Origin of the sequence: Amycolatopsis echigonensis, assembly GCF_014174495.1 — a bacterium.
Taxonomy (GTDB): domain Bacteria; phylum Actinomycetota; class Actinomycetes; order Mycobacteriales; family Pseudonocardiaceae; genus Amycolatopsis; species Amycolatopsis echigonensis.
Window position 1 is genome coordinate 61,891 of the sequence record NZ_JACJHR010000030.1, and the last position, 19,305, is coordinate 81,195.

Genomic DNA, 19,305 nt, shown 5'->3' on the forward strand with positions numbered 1-19,305 from the left:
CCCGTCCAAAGGAGGAAATCCTCCCAGCTCGTTACGAATCGTTGCCCTTTCGTCTTCCTCTGCTTCGCTTGTTCGGGGGACGATGCCTCGACCGTTGAGATGCAGAGGGGACTCAGGGTGACCATATCCCGTCGTCCTGCCGGGGGTAGAAGCGCCGGTGGGACAAGACTGACCAGAGGCGCGATTGCCGTCTCCGCCGCGGCTCTCGCGCTGGGCGGAGTGGCCGCGCCCGCTTCGGCGGCACCGAGCGCGGACGCCCTGATCGCCGAGGTCTACGGCGGTGGCGGCAATTCCGGGGCCACGCTGACCAACGACTTCATCGAGCTGGCCAACCACGGCGGCGCGCCCGTCGCGCTCGGCGGCTACAGCGTCCAGTACCTGCCGGCTTCGGCGAGTGCGACGAGCAAGTGGCAGGTCACGCCGCTCGCCGGGTCGGTCGCGCCGAAGGGCCGCTACCTCGTCGCGGAGGGGAAGGGGAACGGCGGCACGGTCGCGCTGCCGACGCCCGACGCGACCGGGAGCATCGCGATGTCCGCGACCGCCGGCACCGTCGCGCTCGTGTCCGACAGCGCGCCGCTGACCTGCAAGACCGCCGCTGACTGTGCCGCGGACAGCCGGGTCAAGGACCTCGTCGGCTTCGGCGATGCCGTTGTCCGCGAAGGAACTCCGGCCGCCGCGCCGTCGAATACAACCTCGGTCGCGCGAGCGGCGACGCTTGCTGACACCGACAACAACAGCACGGACTTCGCTGTCGGCGACCCGACGCCCACCAACACCAAGGGCGAGACCACCGGCACCCAGCCCGGCGAGCCGGGTGTTCCGGCGAAGATCCACGACATCCAGGGCATCACGCGGATTTCGCCGTTCAAGGACAAGCAGGTCGAGGACGTCACCGGCATCGTCACCGCGGTGCGGAGCTTCGGCTCGGCCCGTGGGTTCTGGATGACCGATCCGCATCCGGACAGCGACCCGCGCACCAGCGAGGGCCTCTTCGTGTTCACCGGGTCGACCACCCCGGCGGTGGCGGTCGGCGACGCGGTCACCGCGCAGGGCAAGGTCAAGGAGTACTACCCGGACGCGCCCGCGACCTCGAACTACCAGTCGCTGACCGAGCTGACCAGTGCACAGTGGACAGTCGACTCGCAGGGGAATCCGCTGCCGGCTCCGACGGTGCTGACGCCGGATCAGGTGCCGGATGTACTGGCCCCCAACGCGGGCGGCAACATCGAATCGCTGCCGCTTGAGCCGTCGAAGTACGCGCTGGACTTCTGGGAATCGCACGAAAGCGAGATCGTCCAGGTTTCTGACGCGCGCGTGGTCGGCCCGAGCAACAAGTACGGCGAGCTTTACGTGACCACTAAGCCGCAGCAGAACCCGACGCCGCGCGGTGGCACTGTTTATCTGGGGTACGACCAGATCAACACTGGTGTGCTGAAGGTTCAGTCGATTATCCCGTCCTCGCAGCAGGCAGCTCCGAAGGTCAACACCGGCGACGTGCTCACCGGCGTCACCTCCGGCCCGGTGGAGTACAGCAACTTCGGCGGGTACACGCTGTTCGCTTCGAAGCTGGGCGCGGCCAAGGACAACAAGCTGCAGAAGGAAATCACGCGCAAGCAGCGTCCGGGTGAGCTTTCGGTGGCGACGTACAACGTCGAGAACCTCGCACCGTCCGATTCGGACACCAAGTACGCGCAGCTCGCACACGGCATCGTCGACAACCTCGCGACGCCGGACATCGTCACCCTGGAAGAAATCCAGGACAACAGCGGCGCGACCGACGACGGAACGGTCGACGCCGACGCGACGCTGAAGAAGTTCACCGATGCGATCGTCGCCGCGGGCGGACCGCGGTACCAGTGGCGGCAGATCGACCCGGTGAACGACGAGGACGGAGGACAACCGGGCGGCAACATCCGGGTCGGCTTCCTGTTCAATCCGTCGCGCGTGTCCTTTGTGGACCGACCGGGTGGCAGCCCGACCTCTTCGGTGGGCGTGGTTTCCGACCACGGCAAGGCACACCTGACGCAGTCGCCGGGCCGGGTCGACCCGGGCAACGAGGCGTGGGAGGACAGCCGCAAGCCGCTGGCCGGCGAGTTCGTGTTCCGCGGCCGCACGGTGTTCGTGCTCGCCAACCACTTCAACTCGAAGGGCGGCGACCAGCCGACCCACGGCCGTTATCGGCCGCCGACGCGCAGCTCCGAGGTGCAGCGGCAGAAGCAGGCAACCGTCCTGCAGGGGTTCGTGGCGCAACTGCTCAACGCGGACCCGCGGGCGAACGTCGTGGTGGCCGGTGACCTGAACGACTACCAGTTCTCGCCCGCGCTGGCGAAGCTGACGTCGGGTGGGCTGCTGAAGGACCTGATTTCGACGCTGCCGCCGGCTGAGCGGTACAGCTACGTGTACGAGGGTCAGTCGCAGGTGCTTGACCACATCCTGGCGTCGGCTGCCCCGCGTGGCGTGGACTATGACGTGGTGCATGTCAATGCCGAGTTCGCTGACCAGGCGAGCGACCACGACCCACAGGTGGTGCGGTTCCGTCCTTCGGCGGGGAACCCGTTCGAGGACTGGGCTAACGACGTGCTCGACCAACTGGATCGGGTGCTGCACCGGACGGCGTAGTTAGTTGTCCGTGAAGGGCTCCTTGCGGGAATCAGCTTCCCTCGAGGAGTCCTTCACGGACGTTGACCGTCCCAGCGCGGGCTCAGCGTTTCGCGCGCCACCCAAGTCCCAGCACCGCCTGGACCAGTTCCTGGTAGCTCGGCTTGACCTCTTCCAGGTACCGGTCCAAATACTGCGGCCGGGCAGTAGTCACCGGCTCCGGGTCGTCCAGCGCTTCCACGAAACTCAGCCGGGAAACGTTGTGCAGCGCCATCTTCCACCACCGCTTAGCGCGTTCTTGGGCCTTTTCCTCCCGATCCCGCGCGGCGGCCACCGCGGCTTGCGCGTCCACTAGTTGACGCTCGATTTCGTCCGCTCGTGCCAGTTCCCACGCGCGCAGGTTGTCCGCCGAACCGCGGGCCAGGCCTACGATTTCCTTGTACCGCATGGCGGGGCTGGGAGTTCCTTCGGTCACGACGTACCTCCCGCGGTCGGCTCGGTTTCCGGGCGCTGGAACGGGATGATGACTTCCGGCGCCCCGTGCGTGGTGCGGTCGAAGAACAAGGCCCGGCCCGGTCGTGGCGACCAATGCACGACCTGACCCGCGGCGAAGGGCGACAGTTCGTTGCCTTGGACGTCCAAAGCGGCCCACGCGCCGATGTCGTCCGTGCCGCCGAAACCGAGGGTGTCTTTGAGCCGTGCGATGCTGCGCCACCAGCCGATGGTGTGCACGCCGTGTGCCGGGCCGTTTTTGAGCAGCGTGCGCAGGTGGTCGAGGCCGCTCTTCAGCTGTCCGACGGCTTTTGCTTCCAGCGACGGCAGCGCGGCGTCCACCCCGTATAGCAGCAGAATGCGCGGCGTCGTGGTGGAAAGCGATTCGACGATCGATTCCAGTTCCGCGGAAAGGTCTTCGGTGAGCGTCGCGAGATGCCCCTCCGCCTCCAGCCGGCTCTTCAAGTCCAGCACCGCCGGAGAGCTGGCCACGATCGGGCAGTGAAGCAGGAACTCCACCTGTCCGAGTTCCATTTGCCGGGAAAGCGAGCGGGCTGCGGAGTCCATAATGGACAAAGCTTCCGCGGTCGCCCCGCCGAGCACCGCGACGTTTCGGCCGGGGACCCGGGGCAGGTCGACACCGCAGGCGGCCTCGGTGACGTCGATCGACTGGCCCAGGATCGCCCGCGGCTGCGCGTTCGGCTTGAGTTCCGTGAAGGCCGGGAACTGTTCCAGCACCGGCGAATGCGCACCGTCGAACAGGCGCGGCCGGGTGAATCGCCCAGCGTAGAGTTCCCACAGCTTCTGCTGCAGGTTCACGAAAACGTTTCGACTGCTCGCATCCGGGACGTGCGCGAGCTGGTTGCCGTGCGCGACACCGGAATCGTGGTTGATCACCGCGTGCCACTTGGGTGCGGACACCGCCGCGTTGTTCGTTTCCGCAAGCACCCGGCGAGCCTTCGGCATCGCGATGCGCAGCGTGCACTGTTCGAAGACCGCGGGCTTGCCCCAAAAGGCTTCGATACCGGCGACGTCTTGACTGGCCAGCACCAGGTGAATGCCCTGCGAACGCCCGCGGCGCGCGATGTCTTCGAGCAATTGCGTGGCCTGCGCGGTGACCTGGTCGCGTCCGGCGAAGAGGTACTGGAACTCGTCGATCACCGCGACGATCCGCGGCCAGTGTCCGCTCGGATCCTGTTCCCGCAGGTCAGCCAGGTTCGTGACCTCGTGCTCCTTGGCCGCGGCGGAGCGGCGGCGCAATTCGTCGGCGAGGAAGCGCAGCAGCGCCAACCCGAATTCGCGGTCGGTGTTGACGTTGACGCCGACCAGTTTCGCGTGCGGCAGCCAGCTGGAGTCCTTGCGGCCGGGCGCGAGACCGGCGAACGAGACCCCTTCCTTGAAGTCCAGCAGGTACAGCGCCAGCTCATCCGGCGAGTACCGCGCGGCGAGACTGCCCAGCAACGCGTACAGGAAGTTCGTTTTCCCCGAACCGCTCGGGCCGCCGATGAGCGCGTGCGGACTCGCGTCGCCGATCACCACCTCGACGGCTTCGCCCTCGTAGAACCCGATCGGCGCGCGCAGCTCCCGAGCGGAACTCTCCTGGCCGATCTCGGACGGCATCAGGTCGGCGAACGAGCGAGGGCCGCCCTGGCGGGCGATCAGCGCTTCGGCGATGCGATTCGCCGCGCGGATGACCTGTCCGGACGGCATCGGCGGATCCAGGTCCACGACCAGGTCGCTGCCGGTCATGCTGCTGACCGCGCGGCGTTCGTCCAGCAGGCTGAGCGTTTCGATCGACGCGCTCACCGCGGTGGGCACGTCCACCAGGATCAGGCAGATCCCGGCCGCGAGCGCGCCGCTGGCCACGCGTTTGAGGTCGCGCGCGCGTTCCGCGTCCAGAGTTTCGCCGTTGCCGTACAGCACCGCGATCCGGTACGGCTCCAGCCGCTGGTTGGTGGCTTTTCGCAGTTCCCGCAACGAGGTGTGGCCCGCCTGCATGCCGGTGGCGTGGATCCGGCGGATGTGCCCGGCGAGCTCGTCGAGCAGATCCTCCAGCCGCGTCGGGTCATACAGCGACAGCGCGCTTGTGCGGCTGAGCGGGTACAGGTCGGGCAGGATCGCGGTGAGCTGCCCGACGTCCCACAGGTGGATTTTCACCGCACCGGGCTCGAACGCCGACAGCACGCGCATCAGCAGGCCCTGCACGATCCCGTCCACGACCGGCCGCGTTTTCGGCGCGGACGTGATGGCCAGATGCGATTCGTCCAGCAACGGCACGGCGACGTCGAATGTGCGCGAGATGTCGCTGCCGGCGGCAGTAGCCGAACCGACCCGCCACAACGCGGGTGCGGTGACGCCGGGATTCGTGCCGACACGGCCGAGCCATTCGCTCGGCGGCCGTCCGGCCGGGCCCGGCGCGTGCGCGGCGACGAGGTCGCGCAACTGGCCGGGACCGGCGCTCCAGTCGGTGTAGAAGGCGGCGCGGGTGCCGCCGAGCGCGGCGAACACCTCGTGCGCCGCCGGATGCCGGGCCCACTCCGTCTGCTGCGCCGGGGTGGCGTGATCCATGCCGACCCGGACGATCTCCTGTTCCAGTGTCAGCCGCGCCACCTCGGCCTCGGCCATTTCGCGCGCGCCCGCCGCGGCCCCGAGCACGAGCCCGATCTGGTGCCGGACCCGGTCGAGAGCGGTTTGCACACGGTTGCGTTGCTCGGCTGCCTTGCTGGCCATCTCATCCCTACAGGCGTGACTGGTATCCGCCCACTAAATCGTCGGCGGCGGCTAAACGGGTGAGGAGATGCTCGATCGCCTCGTCGGCCTGCGCCCATTGCCCCGGCAGCCACGGATCTGCCTTGGCCTGCGCGTCGACGAGCGCGCGCCGGGCGTCGCCGAGCAGCGTTCTCGCCCGCTCGGCGTGCGCCCGTCCGTCGCCGACCCCCGCTCGCGCGGCGGTGAGCAACTGGTGGATTTCGGCGAGCCCCGACATCGGCGTTAAAGCCGCGCCGAGTAGGAATCGGCCGACGAGATGCCGGCCTGGATGGTGCTCTGCATGCCGGTGATCCCTTGCAGCGCCTCGGCGAGCAGGCCGTGCGCCTGGTTCACCTCGTGCTGGCTGCTGCCCTGGGTGGCTTGGGACAGCGACAGCTGTGCTTCTTCGAGCGCCTGCGCTGCCTGCTGCAGTGCGGCGATGCTCGCGGACGCCTTCTCGTTCGCGAGCGCGATACCAGCGCGGATCTCTTCCACTCCGGCCATGGGGGCGGGCTCCTCGGTACGTCAGGGGCTGGAACGACCACGTACAAACTTAGCGTGATCAAGTGTTTTCGGTAAGTAAGTGACGGCGGGAGAATCGACAAAGCCCCGGACGCGGTTGGCGGTCCGGGGCCTGTCAGGCGTTGGCTCCACTGGTGCGCACGCGGGGCCCGAAACCCGCGTTCCAGCCTTCTGACCTGCGGGTTCGTGGTGCGTGCGCGACGGCCAACGCCCAGGTCAAAACGGTATTCGTGACACCGGGGAACCTCTCCGGACAGCTGCGATCAAGTCTGCGGCGAAGCCTAGCGGGTAGCACCGTCCGGCCGATCCCAGCCCCTGCCGCGGTCGCGGACAGCGACGGCCCGCCCCCCGGTTCAGCGAGCCCCGGCCGGATTCGGGTCGTCGCCGAGGTAGGTGCCGTAACCCTCGACGACGAGCGGGCCGTCGAAGACCAGGACCTCGTTGACCAGCCCGCCCTTCTGGTTGCGGTAGTTGATGACGAGCGCGTCCAGTCCGACGTAGACGCCGAGCACCTCGAAGCGGAGATCGGGAATCCGGCGCAACCCCTCCGCCCAGTACGCGCGCAACGCCGCCTTGCCGCGGATCACGCCGTCCCCGCCGAGCACCTGAACGGCCACCGGCGACCGGAAGGTCACGTCGTCGGCGAAGTGGGTCATCAGGGCGTCGAGATCGCGGGCGTTCCAAGCCTTCGCCCAGTGGTCGGCGAACTCTCGAGCTGAGCGGTGGTCCATGAACGAATTCTGCCAGCGGAAGATCGTTGCCTGGCAAGGGATTTACCGCACAACGACGAAGGTCCCGGCTTCTGGGAAGCCGGGACCTTCGTGTGTTGCGGCGGAGGATACAGGATTCGAACCTGCGAGGGCGTGAACCCAACACGCTTTCCGCGCTGCACAAAGGTGTTCACCGGGGGTCGTGGCAGGCGAAGGCCCAGGTCAGCGCATTGCCCGCCGGTCAGGGAACCGGGGTGACCCGGGACGAATGAGACTGAAAACGAGACTGAGCCCAAAGCCGAGTGCTGCTCCCGCTGGGTGTTGTCAGGTGAGTCCGTTGAGGGTGAGGTTGAGTGCGTCGATGAGGTTGGTGTGGTTGCCTGGCCACATGGTGGCCTCCTGGCCGCCGTCGTTGTCGGTGCTGGTGAATGCCAGGATGCGGCCGGTTCGGGTGAGGTCGTACACCGTGAGGGGTGTGCTGCGGGCGCGGTTGCCGTTGCGCCGGACGGCGGCGTAGAGCTTGTGCACTGCGGCGCGTTCGGCGCGGGTCAGGTGGCGCATCAGGTCGGCGTCCCCGGACGATTCCGAGAGCGGGTCGGCGTTGCTGCCTTCGAGGTATGTCAAGGGCACCCGCAGGCGGGAGATCGTGGCGGGCGCGTAGTCGGGCAGGGCGGTGACCAGGCTCGCCGCCAGTTCCCGCGGCGGGATCGGGTCGAGCTGGATCGACCTGTAGTCGGTGATCAGCCGGACGGCGTCGCGGCCTGTGGAGGCGACGAGCACCGCGCCGTTGTCGTCCGGCTGGCGCACGAAGGCGGTCCAGGAGTACAGCTCCTTCTCGGGTGCCGCGAGCAGTTCCAGCGTCGCACGGAATTCGCTGGTCAGCCGTCCGTCCGGGGTCGCCAGCCGCAACCCCTCGAACCGCGACATCGTGCGCCGCTCTAGCTCCCGGGTGAACTCCGCGGTCGCGTAGGTGTTGTCCGGATCGACCACCGCAGGGAGCGTGCCCCCGCCAACGTAGTTCCACGCGACGAAGAACGCCGGTCGCGGGAGGCGCACCGGCTTGTCGAGGATCGTCATCGTGGTGTCTCAGCCGCCGATGGTCGGAGGCGTGGGTGGGAGCCCAGTGCGCGGGTCGCGCAACCGGCCGTCCTCGTCGTCGGTGAGGTCGAACGCGGAGTCGTCCTCCAGCCCGTACTTGCGCTGGTGGTCCTTGTCCTCTTCGCCCTTGCCCTTGCCGCCCCCGGCACCCATGCCGCCCATGCCCGGGCCGCCGCGCGACCCCGCAGCCCCCCGCACTCCGGTACCGGTCGCGGACGAGCCGCGACCCACCGCGCCCTCGGCAGCACCACCGGTATTTGACCCGGCACCCAGCCGACCCGCAGTGCTCCCGTCGCGACCGCTGGAGCCTGCGCCTGCGCCGCCACCAGACTCTGCTGCGCCGCCGCTGCCGAACCCGCTGGTCGGGCCAAACCCGCCGTTCGACCCGAATCCACCGACCAGCCCCGGTGACCACGAGTCCCCGCTGCCAGCCCCGCCGCCCTGGAGCGAGGGCGAGGGAATCCAGCCCGAGCCCGGTCCGGTGCTGCGGCCGTAGTCCGGCGGCACCCATCCCGCGGCCGTTGTGCCGTCGCCCGGCCCGGTCCCGGTCCCGGTCTGGTGGCTCGTTGGCTGGTAGGTCGGCAGGTGGCCGCCCGAACCAGGTACGGATCCGGTGGTACCGGGGTAGTGCGGAGAGAAGGTGTTCGACGGGCCGCTCGTGCTAGCGGGACCCAATCCTGACCGGGAGTGGCCGTCGGGTCCGTGCCCGTTGTCCGGTCCGCCCGATGTCTTCGGGTCAGGCTTGGAAAGGGAGACATCGCCGTCGAAGGCGGTCAGTGCTCCGTAGTCGGTCTTGAGCCCTTGCCCGCTGGTCTGGGCGTGTTGGGTGTAGTCGCGGTACTTGTCGAGATTGTCTTGGGCCGTCTTGTTGTATTGGTTGATCTGGTCCTCGGTGTCGGTGTTCCACCACGTCATCTCGTCCCAGAGGTTCTTGTGCGGCGGCGCACCCGGCATAGGCTGCAGGCTCTGCTTCATGGCGTCGAACCCGTGCGCGAGATCGGTCAGGTTCTGCCCATTGCCGGTGTACGTCGCAGCGGCAGCGGCAGTCGCGTCCGCGAACGGCTTGATCCGCGACTGAGCGGCATCGGCCCCGCCGCCGGTCCACGCGGATTCCAGACCGGCGCTCAGCTGCTGCACCCGAGAACTCGTCTCATCGTGCCGACTGGCGAGCTTGTCCGCCTGCCCAGCACTTTGATGCCAGCTCTGCGCACCCTGGCTGGCCAGAATCTTCGCGACCAGCTCCGGTGCCGGAACGGCCTGATCCCCGAGATTCCCGTGGTAGAGATCGCCGAACCAGTTCCCCACGTCGCTGGCCCGATCCCCGACCCAGTCCGCCGCGTCTTCGAGCGCCCCGCCCACGGCCTTCGCCGCGTCGCCAAGCACCTCGAAAAACCCCATCACGCACCCGCCTTGCGCTTCAGGTTCGTGACCACCATGTCCGCCACCCGCGCCGACAACTCACACGGATCAGCTCCACTCGCCCTCTTGGCGTCACTAGGCGTCAGCGAAGCGTCGAACGACAGATCATCCGCGACGCCCACGCTGACCGCGCAGAAACCGTCCTGAGTGCCCGAACTGAATGTCGAAGCCGCGACTGCGGGAAAACCCTGAATGGGCGGCAACACCCGCCATACCTTCGCTTGCGGTTTCGTGTTCTGGTAGAGCGCGCTCAGTCCTTGGTGGGTCTGTGTCGTGTAGCCGACCGTTAATCCAGCCCCCGAGTCGATGTTGTTCCATTTACAGTCGAGGCCGAGTCCGGGGAGGCTGCCCGGCTTGCCTTGCGGCACCGTGCCGAAGATCTGGTTGAGCTGGTCGGAAGTGAGCGCATCCTGGCAGGGCTGCCCGGAAAGCACCGACGCGGGCAGCGGATGCTCGACCTTCGGCGCCCCGCTGTGCGGCAGCACCGCCGCGGCGGGCGACGACGGTGGCGGCGGGCTGGCAACCGGAGGAGCCGCCGAGCCGCCGGAGCATCCGGCCGCAACACATACGACGGCAACCGCGCCTAGGACTGTCGCTAGCGTGCGAGGTGTCATCACGCGAAGCCTCCGCTCTGCTTGCCCGCGTACTTGACATCGGTCGCGGCCTGCTCGTCCGACGACTCGGTGATCCCGAGCGCCTTCTCCAGCCGCTTCACCAGCTCGTCGGCGTAGGCGAACTCCTGGTCGACCTGGTCCTTGCCCGCGACGAAAACGCCCTTCGGCTCACCCTCGTTGACCAGTCGCTTGTTGTAGCCGTTGCTGGTTGGCTCGTCCGCCGGAGATGTGGTCTGAGTCAACCGGTATGCATCATCACGCATGTCGCGGAAGTCGGCGCGGACGGTTTTCGCCACTTTGAGCATGGCCATCGCGTCGTCGCGGCTCATCGTGAAACCTTGACCGCTCGACGCGCCGCCCATCGCGGCACCGGCCGCGTCCCCCGCGTCGAACGCATCGCCGATGTTGAAGTACAGCCCGTCGAGCCACCCCGGCTGCTGTGCAGGTTGAGGCACTGCTCTTACCCCTCCGATGACCTACGCCCGCCCGTTTGACAGCTGTCTCGCCTAGTGGAGACTTACCTATAGGCACCGTAGCGGACCGGTCACGCTCAGGTGGTCACTTCACCGGAAAGGCCCTCGTCGCTCCGGGCCGCCGGTGGCCATCATCTCGTCGTAGGCGTGCTCCTGCGCGGCCATCACATCGGCCAGTTGTCCCATCGTCTGCCGTATGCGCGCCGCATCGTCACGCACGTCGGCTGGTTACGGCGCGCCGTACTCGGTCCCGGACCGGACTGTAATGGCCATCATGGGACGGTCCAGCACGGCTATGGCGGCGCGGTACCAGCAACGGTCAAGCTGCACGACGAAGAAGACGAGGCACCGAAGGTGGCCTAACCGGGGCCAACTGAGACTAAAAATGAGACTAAGACGGGAAACGCCGGTCACCCCAAGCACGGGGCGACCGGCGTTTCCGCTGGTTACTGCGGCGGAGGATACAGGATTCGAACCTGCGAGGGCGTGAACCCAACACGCTTTCCAAGCGTGCGCCTTAGGCCGCTCGGCCAATCCTCCGTGGGGAAGAATACCGGATGGCCTTCCCGCCTCCCGCAGGTGGTCCGACCTGCGGGAACCGGGTCAGGCGGGGACGACGTCGGCGACCACGATGGTGATGTTGTCCGGGCCGCCGCCCTCGTTGGCCAGTGCGATGAGCCTCGGGACGATTTCGTCAGGGGTGCCTTGGGAGAGGACCTCCTGGATGGCCGGTTCGCTGGCGCCCGCGGTGAGGCCGTCGGAGCAGAGCAGGTAGCGGTCGCCGGCTTGCGGGGTGAATTCCCAGACGTCCGGTTCGGCCGAGCCGGTGCTCAGGAGGGCCTTCATCAGCATCGAGCCGCGCGGGTGGCCGTCGGCGTCGGCGGCGCTGATGGTGCCGTCTTCGACCAGGGCTTGGGCCAGGGTGTGGTCGCGCGTGATGCGCTGCAGTTCGCCGTTGCGCAGGAGGTAGCCGCGGGAGTCGCCGACGTGGGCCGCGGCGAAGTGGGTGCCGTCGAACAGCAGGGCGGTGAGGGTGGTGCCCATGCCGTGGGTGGCGGGGGTTTGCTCGGCCACCTCGGCGAGCTCTTCGGCGATCCGGCGGACGCCGTCGGAGAGCAGGTTCGACAGGTTCTGCGCGGTGAGGTCCAGGGTGCGCAGCTCCGCGTCCAGCGACGCCAGCACGCTGACCGCGGTCGAGCTGGCCACTTCGCCGTGCGGCTGGCCGCCGATCCCGTCGGCCACCACGAGCAACCGCCCGCTGGCGTACACGGAGTCCTCGTTGTTGGTGCGTCGTCGCCCTTGGTCGGAGCCCGCTGAGTAGCGCAGGGCGAACCGGGTCTGCTCGGTGGCCATGTCCCCATAAAACCATTGGTTGACTGAGTTAACAAGCTAAACGATGGAAACCGCTGTCGTCAGCTATCGTGCTCGGCATGGCAGACGACGCGGCGGTGAGTGCGGCCGACATCGCGCGCCTGGCGGGCGTGCGCCGGGCGGCGGTGAGCAACTGGCGACGCCGCCATGACGATTTTCCCAAACCGGTTGGCGGCACGGCGTCCAGCCCGTTGTTTTCGCTGCCGGAGGTGCAGGCGTGGCTGCGCGGACGCGGCCGTCCGTTCGAGCTGACGCCGATTGACGAAGCGTGGCAACGGCTGCGTGCACTGGGAGACGACCTCGATCTCGGGGCGCGGCTGGCGTCGGTCGGCGAATATCTCGCGGACGACGCCGAGGGACCGGACGATCCAGGGTTGCGGGCGCTGATCTCTCGGCTCGCCGTGAACGAAGGTGCGGCGGAGACCTTCGAGCAGCTCTGTGACCGTTTCTTCGAGGCACACGCCCGTCGGCTCTCCACCACGCCGACCGTGTACGCCGACTTGATGGTGCGGCTGACCGGCGCGAAGGGGGCGACGGTGCTCGACCCGGCGTGCGGGTTCGGCTCCCTGCTGCTGGCCGCCGCGGCGACCCGGGCGCGTGGGCAGGACGTCGATCCGGACACCGCGCGGATCGCGGGCATCCGGTTGCGGCTGCACGGCGCGGACACCGAGGTGCACGCCTCGGATGCGTTGCGCGCGGACGCTTTCGCCGGTCGGCTGGCTGACGTCGTGCTGTGCGACCCGCCGTTCAACGAACGCGGCTGGGGACACGAGGAACTCGTCGGCGACGCGCGGTGGGAGTACGGCTTGCCGCCACGTGGCGAGTCGGAGCTGGCTTGGGTGCAGCACTGCCTGGCGCATGTGAAACCTGGTGGCGCGGTGGCGGTGTTGATGCCGGGAGCCGCGGCCGGGCGGCGGAGCGGGAAACGCATCCGGGCCAATTTGCTGCGCGCGGGCGCGTTGCGCGCGGTGTGTACGCTCGCGCCAGGCACCGATCTCTGGCTGCTCACGCGGCCGGCGCCGGGGCGGCGAGCGCCGGCGACCGTGTTGATCGCCGACACCACCCCGGACGACCTCGAGCAGGTGTGGCAGGACTTCCTGGCTGATCCGGACGTCGGCGAACGCATCATCGACGTGCTCGACGACGATGTCGACCTGACGCCGTCGGGCCGTCCTGGCGGGAACGATTCGGGTGCGGACTTCCTTGCTGCGCAACGGGTTTTCGGGCAGATCGGGATCGAGCTGCCTCAGCTGGAACCGGCTTCCGGCGAAGCCGCGCACACGACCGTCGGCGAGCTGGTGAAGGCGGGCGCGCTGCGGATCACGCACGCGCCGCCGCGTACCGCCGACGGCGACGAACCCGTGCTGACCACCGACGATGTCCTGCTCGGCGGTCCGCCGACCGGGCACGCCGCGCCGGATCCGGCGGCGGTTTTCGCCCACGAAGGCGACGTGGTCGCGTCGGTCACCGGCGCGGTGATCGTCCACAGTGGAGACCCGGTGCGGCTCGGGCCCGCGCTTTCCCGCTATCGCGTGGATCCCGAGTTGCTCGACGCGCAGTTCCTCGCCGGATGCCTGCGCGCCGCGGACTTCCCGGTGCACAGCGCGTCGACCCGGATCGACGCGCGCCGGCTCAAGGTGCCGCGGCATCCGCTCGAAACGCAGCGTGCGTACGGCGTCGCGTTCCGCGCGCTCGCCGACTTCGACCGAGCCCTGCGGCAAACCGCGGAAATCGGCCGCGACCTGGTGCGGCTAGGCTTTGCCGCACTCGCCGAAGGACGGCTGAAGCCCGGTGGCGGGTGAGCGCTGTGAGGGGGCCCATGCTCATCGCGGACCGCTACGAGGTCGACGACCTGCCGCTGGGACGCGGCGGCATGGGCGCGGTGCACCGCGGGCTCGACCGGCGGCTCGGCCGGCACGTCGCGATCAAGCTGCTGCGGGTCCCCGGCGGTGACGAAGAGCTGGAGGAACGCTTCGCCCGCGAAGCGCGGATCCTCGCCACGCTCGACCATCCCGGCGCGCCCACGCTGTACGACTTCGGCACGCATGACGACCGGTTGTTCCAGGTCATGCAGTTCGTCGAAGGCGTGACGCTGGACGATCTGCTCGCCGAACACGGTCCGCTGCCGGTGCCGTGGGCGGCCGCGATCGCGGCGCAAGCGGCCGCAGTGCTGTCGGCTGCGCACGCTCACGCGGTCTGTCACCGCGACCTCAAACCCGCCAACCTCATGCTCTGTCCGGACGGCAGCGTGAAGGTGATGGACTTCGGGCTCGCCGTGTTGCGCGAAGCCGACACTGCTCGCTTCACGCGCGCGGGACAGCTTCTGGGTACGCCGTCGTACATGGCTCCGGAGCAGATCCAGCGTGGGCACGCGGAGCCGCGAAGCGACCTGTACGCGCTCGGGTGCGTACTACACGAGATGCTGACTGGCCGTCCGGTCTTCACCGGGCCGACGGCGTACGCGGTGTTCGACAAACAGGTGAAGGAACCAGCGCCAGTCGTTCCCGGCGTACCGCGAGAGTTGAACGCGCTTCTCGCGGCGACGCTCGCGAAGGATCCTTCAATGCGACCGTCTGGGGCGGAAGTGCTGTACGCGCATCTCGTGCCCTTCGCGCGGGACTTGCCGCCGTTGCCGGGATTCCTGCACCCGGCGACTGTGCTGAGTCCTTCGCGGATGTACGCGCGCATGGTGGGGCTTAGCGGCCAGCGTTGATACTCGTCGGCGTTTGCTCCGAGAGCGGCAAGCCGCGTTTCTGAATGCGGTAGTAGGTGAAGGCGTTCTGTACGCCGATGCTGACGCCGATCGTGAGCATGATCGTCGAAGAGGTCACGGTGTTGCTGACGCCGAGCGCGGCTCCGATAAAGGAGAAGCCGACGCGTACGCCGATGGTGGCGAACCACAGCACCAAGGTGAGCGGAGTGCCCTTCACGAACGTCGTGCCTTCGCGAGCGCTTAGGACCGAAGTGGAGCTGCGCAGGACGCCCAGCAGCGCGAGGACCACGATGTCGCCAGCCAGTAGCGCGTATTCCGTCGCGGTCGCGCTTTGCAGCGCGGTCGCGGCGGAGAACACGCCGATCGCGATCAGGATGAACGGGAGCGTCAGCAAACGCTTGCGGCTGAGGAGGGTGCCGCGCCATTGCCGGTAGACGACCCGGTACAGGACGAGCGCCGCGATGGCGACGTAGAGAACGATGGTGAGCGGGCCGAGGTTCACGGTGCTCCTTAGCGGGGTGGTCGGCTTCGCCCGGCCGGCGGCGGGTGCCGGGAGGCTGCCCGGCGTGCTTCCAGCCTCGCCGGAATCGATGCGGTTTTCGTCGGCGTACGGGCTGGTGCCGGGTGGATTCGCGAGTCCACCCGAGGGTGGAGACGCCGGATCGTGACCATTGCCGAGCAACCACGTGCGGGTGGTCGTCGTCTATTCGGGTGATACGGGTCCTACGGAATGTGACCCGACCTAACGCGGGGGTATCGGATCGTGAAGAGGGTTCTGGTGGGGATGGCTGCGCTGGCCGCGGCTTTCGGGCTCGTGGCGTGCTCGGGCGGCGGCGCCGGGTCGGCTTCCGGTAGCGGCGCGGTGGCCGCGGCGGCGACCGCGCCCAGTTCGTCTTCCAGTGCGCCGACCAGCAGCTCTGCCCCGGCGACCAGCAGCAGTCCGGAGAGCACCAGCGCGAAGCCGACTCCGAAACCGACGCCCAAGCCTGCTCCGAAGCCGAAGGCCGAGCCGGAGCCGAGCACCGCCGACGTCCCGTGCGCGGCGGCCGCCGCCGCTTCGGGCACCAGCGCCTGTGTCGACATTTCCGCGCACCGCGCCTGGCTGCTGCAGGACGGAAAGGTGATCTACGGTCCGGTCTCGATGCTGCCCGGGCGCACGGGGCACGCGACCCCGACCGGCACGTTCCACGTGCTGTCCAAGGAAAAGATGCACCTGAGCAAGGAGTTCGACAACGCGCCGATGCCGAACTCGGTCTTCTTCTACCCGGGCGACGCGTTCCACACCGGCAGCCTGAAGGTGTACTCGCACGGCTGCGTCCACCTGTCGGCGACGTCGTCGCTGCGGTTCTTCAACACCCTGCACGTCGGCGACGTGGTCCAGGTCGTGTCCTGACCTGGCGCGTCACGTTCGGATAAATTCCACCCGATAGCGGCAACTTTGTCCCCCTTTTGAGCGATTACCGAACGCTGAGAAAGGGGGCCTGGATGGCCTGGCGCAAGCTCCGTTCCCTGCTCGTGGCCGCAGTCGCGGTTTTCGCGGTCCCAGTCGCGGTCGCCCCGGCGGCAGCAGCCGACACCCCGGCGCTGCCGCCGGGGTTCGTCTTGCGGGACCTGCCGACCGGACTCGGGCAGTACGACTTCACCGACTTCGCCTGGCTGCCCGACGACAGCGTGCTGGCGCTCGGCAAGTCCGGCGTCGTCAACTGGGTCCCGGCCGCGGGCGGGGGCGCACCGGTGCGGATCGCGACCTTCCCGGTCGAAACGCAGGGCGACATGGGCCTCACGGGCATCGCGCTCGCGCCGGACTACGCCACCTCGCATCAGGTATACCTGAACCGCTCGGTGTCGCTGGGCAATGGCCAGTACACGCTGCGCGCCGCCAAGTTCACCGTGCAGCTTGACAGCGCGGGCCATCCGTCCGGACTGACCGGGGAGCAGGTGATTTTCGACCTGCCCGGCAGTCCGTATTACATCCACGGTCTCGACACGGTTTACCCCGCGCCGGACGGCACGCTCTGGTACTCCGTCGGCGACAACGGCGACGCGGGCAAGACCAATCCGGTCGCCTTCGTCGCGCAGGACCTCGACTCGCCGTTCGGCAAGATCCTGCACCTCACCGCGGACGGCAAGGGCGTGCCGAGCAATCCGTACTACAACGCGGCCGCCCCGGATTCCGCTCGCAGCAAGGTGTTCGCGAGCGGGTTCCGCAACCCGTTCCGGTTCAGCCTTGACCCGAAGAGCGGGCTGCCGGTGGTCGGCGACGTCGGCTGGTACACGTGGGAAGAGCTGGACGTCGTGCAGCCGGGCGCGAATGCCGCTTGGCCTTGCTACGAGGGGAACCACCCGACCCCGGGGTATTCGACTGACTCGCGTTGCGCTTCGGTGGTGAACACTCCGCCATTGTGGGACTACCAGCACGGGACAGGCCCTTCGCAGGGGAACTGTGTCACTGGCGGGATTGTGTATGGGGGCACCACTTATCCGGCTGCTTACCAGGGTGCGTACTTCTTCGGCGACTACGCGGGGCAGAAGATCTGGACGCTGCGGTACGACGCGCAGGGCAAGCTCACGCAGGCGCCTGCGAGTCCCGCGCCGTTCCTGAATGTTGGCGGGGTTACGCGGATTTCCGCCGCGCCTAACGGGGACATTGTCTTCAGCGACCTCAACTCCGGGTTGCTGCGGCGGTTGAGCTACTCGACGAACAACGCTCCGCCGGTGGCTAAGGCGACCTCGACTACGGACCCGGATACTCGCACGGTTTCCTTTGATGCCAGCGGTTCTACTGATGCCGACAGTGATCCGCTCACGTATTCCTGGGACTTCGGCGACGGCAGCACCGGCACGGGTGTTCAGGCCAGCCATCAGTACGGGGATGGTGCTTCATTCACTGCGACATTGACGGTCTCGGATCCGCTTGGCGGCGTCGGGACTGCGCAGGTTGCTGTCGCGCCGGGCAATCACTCGCCGGTGCTTACTTTGTCCGCGCCGGACAAGGATTTCGCGGTCAGTGATCCGGTTTCGTTGTCCGCTACGGCGACTGATGTCGAGGATGGCGCACTTCCGATTACATGGACGTCGTTGATCCGGCACTGTCCGGATCTCGGTGCTTGCCACGTGCACCCCGGTGAGGGTGCGACGGGGCCGACGTTGACGGTGCCGTTTACTGATCACACTGACTCTCGGATGGAGTTCACCGCGACGGTTACCGATAGCGCGGGGGTGCAGGCTAGTAAGACGTATGTCGCCTACCCGCGCCAGCATCGGTTGACGTTGGTGGGGACGCAGCCGGCCGCGTTGAGCATTCCGAGCGAGGGCGGTGTCAGCAGTGCGATGGTCACCGAGGGTGCGACGTTTGACGTGACCGCGCCGTTGGTTGGCACGGATGGGGCGTCGAAGTTCACTGGTTGGCAGGGCGGTCCGGCTAGCACTTCGTGGTCGATCACCGTTGGTACTGGTGATATGACGCTGACCGCTAATTACGTGACGGCGATTGATCAGCGGTATGCGGCTGAGCCCGGACTGCAGAGTCTGCTGGGCGCGCCGACGGGGCCGGAGGTTGTCGACGGGCCGGTGCGGTACCGGGTTTATTCGAATGGGCGGTTGTATTGGTCCGCGGCTACTGGGGTGCATGAGATCGGCGGGCAGATCCTGGCTCGGTATCTCGCTATCGGCGGGCATCAGGTTTACGGGCCGCCGGTGACTGACGAGACTCAGACTCCGGATGGGGTGGGGCGGTACAACCATTTGCTTGGTACGCCGGGTAGTCAGGCTGCTTCCATTTACTGGACGCCCTCTACCGGGGCGCATTCGGTGCAGGGGCAGATCCGGGTCAAGTGGGCTGCGCTCGGGTGGGAGCGTGGGGTCGGGTACCCGACTACCGATGAGTCTGGAACGCCGGACGGGGTGGGACGGTTCAATCACTTTACCGGTGGGTCGGTGTATTGGACGCCTACGGGTGGGGCGCATCAGATAGGTGGGGCTATTCGGGATAAGTGGGCTTCGTTGGGGTGGGAGCGAGGGCTTGGTTATCCGACTACGGATGAGTCTGTGACTCCGGACGGGGTGGGGCGGTATAACCACTTCACTGGTGGTGGGTCGGTGTATTGGACGCCTTCTACTGGGGCGCATCAGATCGGTGGGGCTATTCGGCAGAAGTGGGCCTCGTTGGGGTGGGAGCGGGGGTTTGGGTATCCCACTACTGACGAGACTGCGACTCCTAATGGGATTGCTCGGTATAACCACTTTAATGGTGGTGGGTCGATTTACTGGAGTGCTGGTACCGGGGCGCATATGGTGCAGGGGGAGATCCGGAAGCGGTGGGCTGCGTTGGGGTGGGAGAAGGGGTACTTGGGGTTGCCTACCTCGGATGAGTATCCGATTAGTGGGGGTGCTCGTAGTGATTTCCAGGGTGGGTATGTTGTTTATCGGAATGGGGGTACGGCGGATTATCGGTGGTGAGGTTCGGTTGCTCGGTCTGCTCGTCGCCTGGCGGCGACATTGCAGGTGGGTGGTGGCGTGGGGCACCCCGAAGCCGAGTGTGCTGACGG

17 protein-coding genes and 1 tRNA gene are annotated in these 19,305 nt (G+C 67.7%); 5 read left to right on the forward strand and 13 right to left on the reverse strand.

Features of this window, described 5'->3' with window-relative positions; genetic code table 11:
• The first annotated feature begins 117 nt into the window (after positions 1–117).
• Complete coding sequence (locus tag H5411_RS21620) at positions 118–2,619, forward strand: endonuclease/exonuclease/phosphatase family protein (RefSeq protein ID WP_312878518.1); 2,502 nt, start codon at positions 118–120, stop codon at positions 2,617–2,619.
• Between the two features lie 82 nt (positions 2,620–2,701).
• Here H5411_RS21620 and H5411_RS21625 read toward each other — a convergent pair whose 3' ends face one another.
• The 11 genes from H5411_RS21625 to H5411_RS21675 all read right to left on the reverse strand — a co-directional run bounded on the left by H5411_RS21625 (position 2,702) and on the right by H5411_RS21675 (position 12,027).
• On the reverse strand, positions 2,702–3,046 hold the full coding sequence (locus tag H5411_RS21625; RefSeq protein ID WP_220817276.1) for a hypothetical protein: 345 nt from the start codon (positions 3,044–3,046) through the stop codon (positions 2,702–2,704).
• A gap of 23 nt (positions 3,047–3,069) precedes the next feature.
• On the reverse strand, positions 3,070–5,820 hold the full coding sequence (locus tag H5411_RS21630) for an FtsK/SpoIIIE domain-containing protein (protein ID WP_101437025.1): 2,751 nt from the start codon (positions 5,818–5,820) through the stop codon (positions 3,070–3,072).
• A 7-nt stretch (positions 5,821–5,827) separates the two neighbouring features.
• Positions 5,828–6,076, reverse strand: coding sequence for a hypothetical protein (locus H5411_RS21635; protein WP_101437026.1), 249 nt, complete (start codon positions 6,074–6,076; stop codon positions 5,828–5,830).
• A gap of 5 nt (positions 6,077–6,081) precedes the next feature.
• Positions 6,082–6,342 carry a hypothetical protein gene (locus H5411_RS21640; RefSeq protein ID WP_009084635.1) on the reverse strand — a complete coding sequence of 87 codons (261 nt, stop codon included), beginning with the start codon at positions 6,340–6,342 and terminating at the stop codon, positions 6,082–6,084.
• 371 nt (positions 6,343–6,713) lie between these two features.
• Positions 6,714–7,091, reverse strand: coding sequence for a YybH family protein (locus H5411_RS21645; protein WP_183124849.1), 378 nt, complete (start codon positions 7,089–7,091; stop codon positions 6,714–6,716).
• Between the two features lie 303 nt (positions 7,092–7,394).
• On the reverse strand, positions 7,395–8,147 hold the full coding sequence (locus H5411_RS21650; RefSeq protein WP_183124850.1) for an ESX secretion-associated protein EspG: 753 nt from the start codon (positions 8,145–8,147) through the stop codon (positions 7,395–7,397).
• Between the two features lie 9 nt (positions 8,148–8,156).
• Positions 8,157–9,566 (reverse strand): hypothetical protein, encoded by a 1,410-nt coding sequence (locus H5411_RS21655; RefSeq protein ID WP_183124851.1) that lies wholly within the window; start codon positions 9,564–9,566, stop codon positions 8,157–8,159.
• Positions 9,566–10,201, reverse strand: coding sequence for a DUF3558 domain-containing protein (locus H5411_RS21660; protein ID WP_183124852.1), 636 nt, complete (start codon positions 10,199–10,201; stop codon positions 9,566–9,568). Before H5411_RS21660 ends, H5411_RS21655 begins: the two co-directional genes overlap by 1 nt.
• Positions 10,201–10,656 (reverse strand): hypothetical protein, encoded by a 456-nt coding sequence (locus H5411_RS21665; RefSeq protein WP_183124853.1) that lies wholly within the window; start codon positions 10,654–10,656, stop codon positions 10,201–10,203. Before H5411_RS21665 ends, H5411_RS21660 begins: the two co-directional genes overlap by 1 nt.
• A 473-nt stretch (positions 10,657–11,129) precedes the next feature.
• A tRNA-Ser gene (locus H5411_RS21670) sits at positions 11,130–11,214 on the reverse strand.
• 63 nt (positions 11,215–11,277) lie between these two features.
• On the reverse strand, positions 11,278–12,027 hold the full coding sequence (locus H5411_RS21675) for a PP2C family protein-serine/threonine phosphatase (protein WP_183124854.1): 750 nt from the start codon (positions 12,025–12,027) through the stop codon (positions 11,278–11,280).
• Between the two features lie 77 nt (positions 12,028–12,104).
• Between H5411_RS21675 and H5411_RS21680 the strand changes: the two genes are divergently transcribed.
• Together H5411_RS21680 and H5411_RS21685 are read left to right on the forward strand one after the other, a co-directional pair.
• A complete protein-coding gene (locus tag H5411_RS21680; protein WP_183124855.1) occupies positions 12,105–13,847 on the forward strand; it encodes an HsdM family class I SAM-dependent methyltransferase in 1,743 nt (580 codons plus the stop codon).
• Between the two features lie 17 nt (positions 13,848–13,864).
• Positions 13,865–14,758 carry a serine/threonine-protein kinase gene (locus H5411_RS21685; RefSeq protein ID WP_183124856.1) on the forward strand — a complete coding sequence of 298 codons (894 nt, stop codon included), beginning with the start codon at positions 13,865–13,867 and terminating at the stop codon, positions 14,756–14,758.
• On the opposite strand, the gene H5411_RS21690 is transcribed toward H5411_RS21685, so the two are convergent.
• Together H5411_RS21690 and H5411_RS48980 are read right to left on the reverse strand one after the other, a co-directional pair.
• Positions 14,742–15,260 carry a hypothetical protein gene (locus H5411_RS21690; RefSeq protein ID WP_101437031.1) on the reverse strand — a complete coding sequence of 173 codons (519 nt, stop codon included), beginning with the start codon at positions 15,258–15,260 and terminating at the stop codon, positions 14,742–14,744. The genes H5411_RS21685 and H5411_RS21690 overlap by 17 nt on opposite strands.
• Before the next feature lie 221 nt (positions 15,261–15,481).
• Positions 15,482–15,841, reverse strand: a complete 360-nt coding sequence (locus H5411_RS48980) for a hypothetical protein (protein WP_312878521.1) — start codon at positions 15,839–15,841, stop codon at positions 15,482–15,484.
• Positions 15,842–15,878: 37 nt separating this feature from the next.
• On the opposite strand from H5411_RS48980, the gene H5411_RS48985 reads away from it, so the two are divergent.
• Together H5411_RS48985 and H5411_RS21700 are read left to right on the forward strand one after the other, a co-directional pair.
• Positions 15,879–16,151 (forward strand): L,D-transpeptidase family protein, encoded by a 273-nt coding sequence (locus H5411_RS48985; protein ID WP_312878523.1) that lies wholly within the window; start codon positions 15,879–15,881, stop codon positions 16,149–16,151.
• A 92-nt stretch (positions 16,152–16,243) separates the two neighbouring features.
• Complete coding sequence (locus H5411_RS21700; protein ID WP_183124858.1) at positions 16,244–19,216, forward strand: PQQ-dependent sugar dehydrogenase; 2,973 nt, start codon at positions 16,244–16,246, stop codon at positions 19,214–19,216.
• The last annotated feature ends 89 nt before the right edge of the window (positions 19,217–19,305 follow it).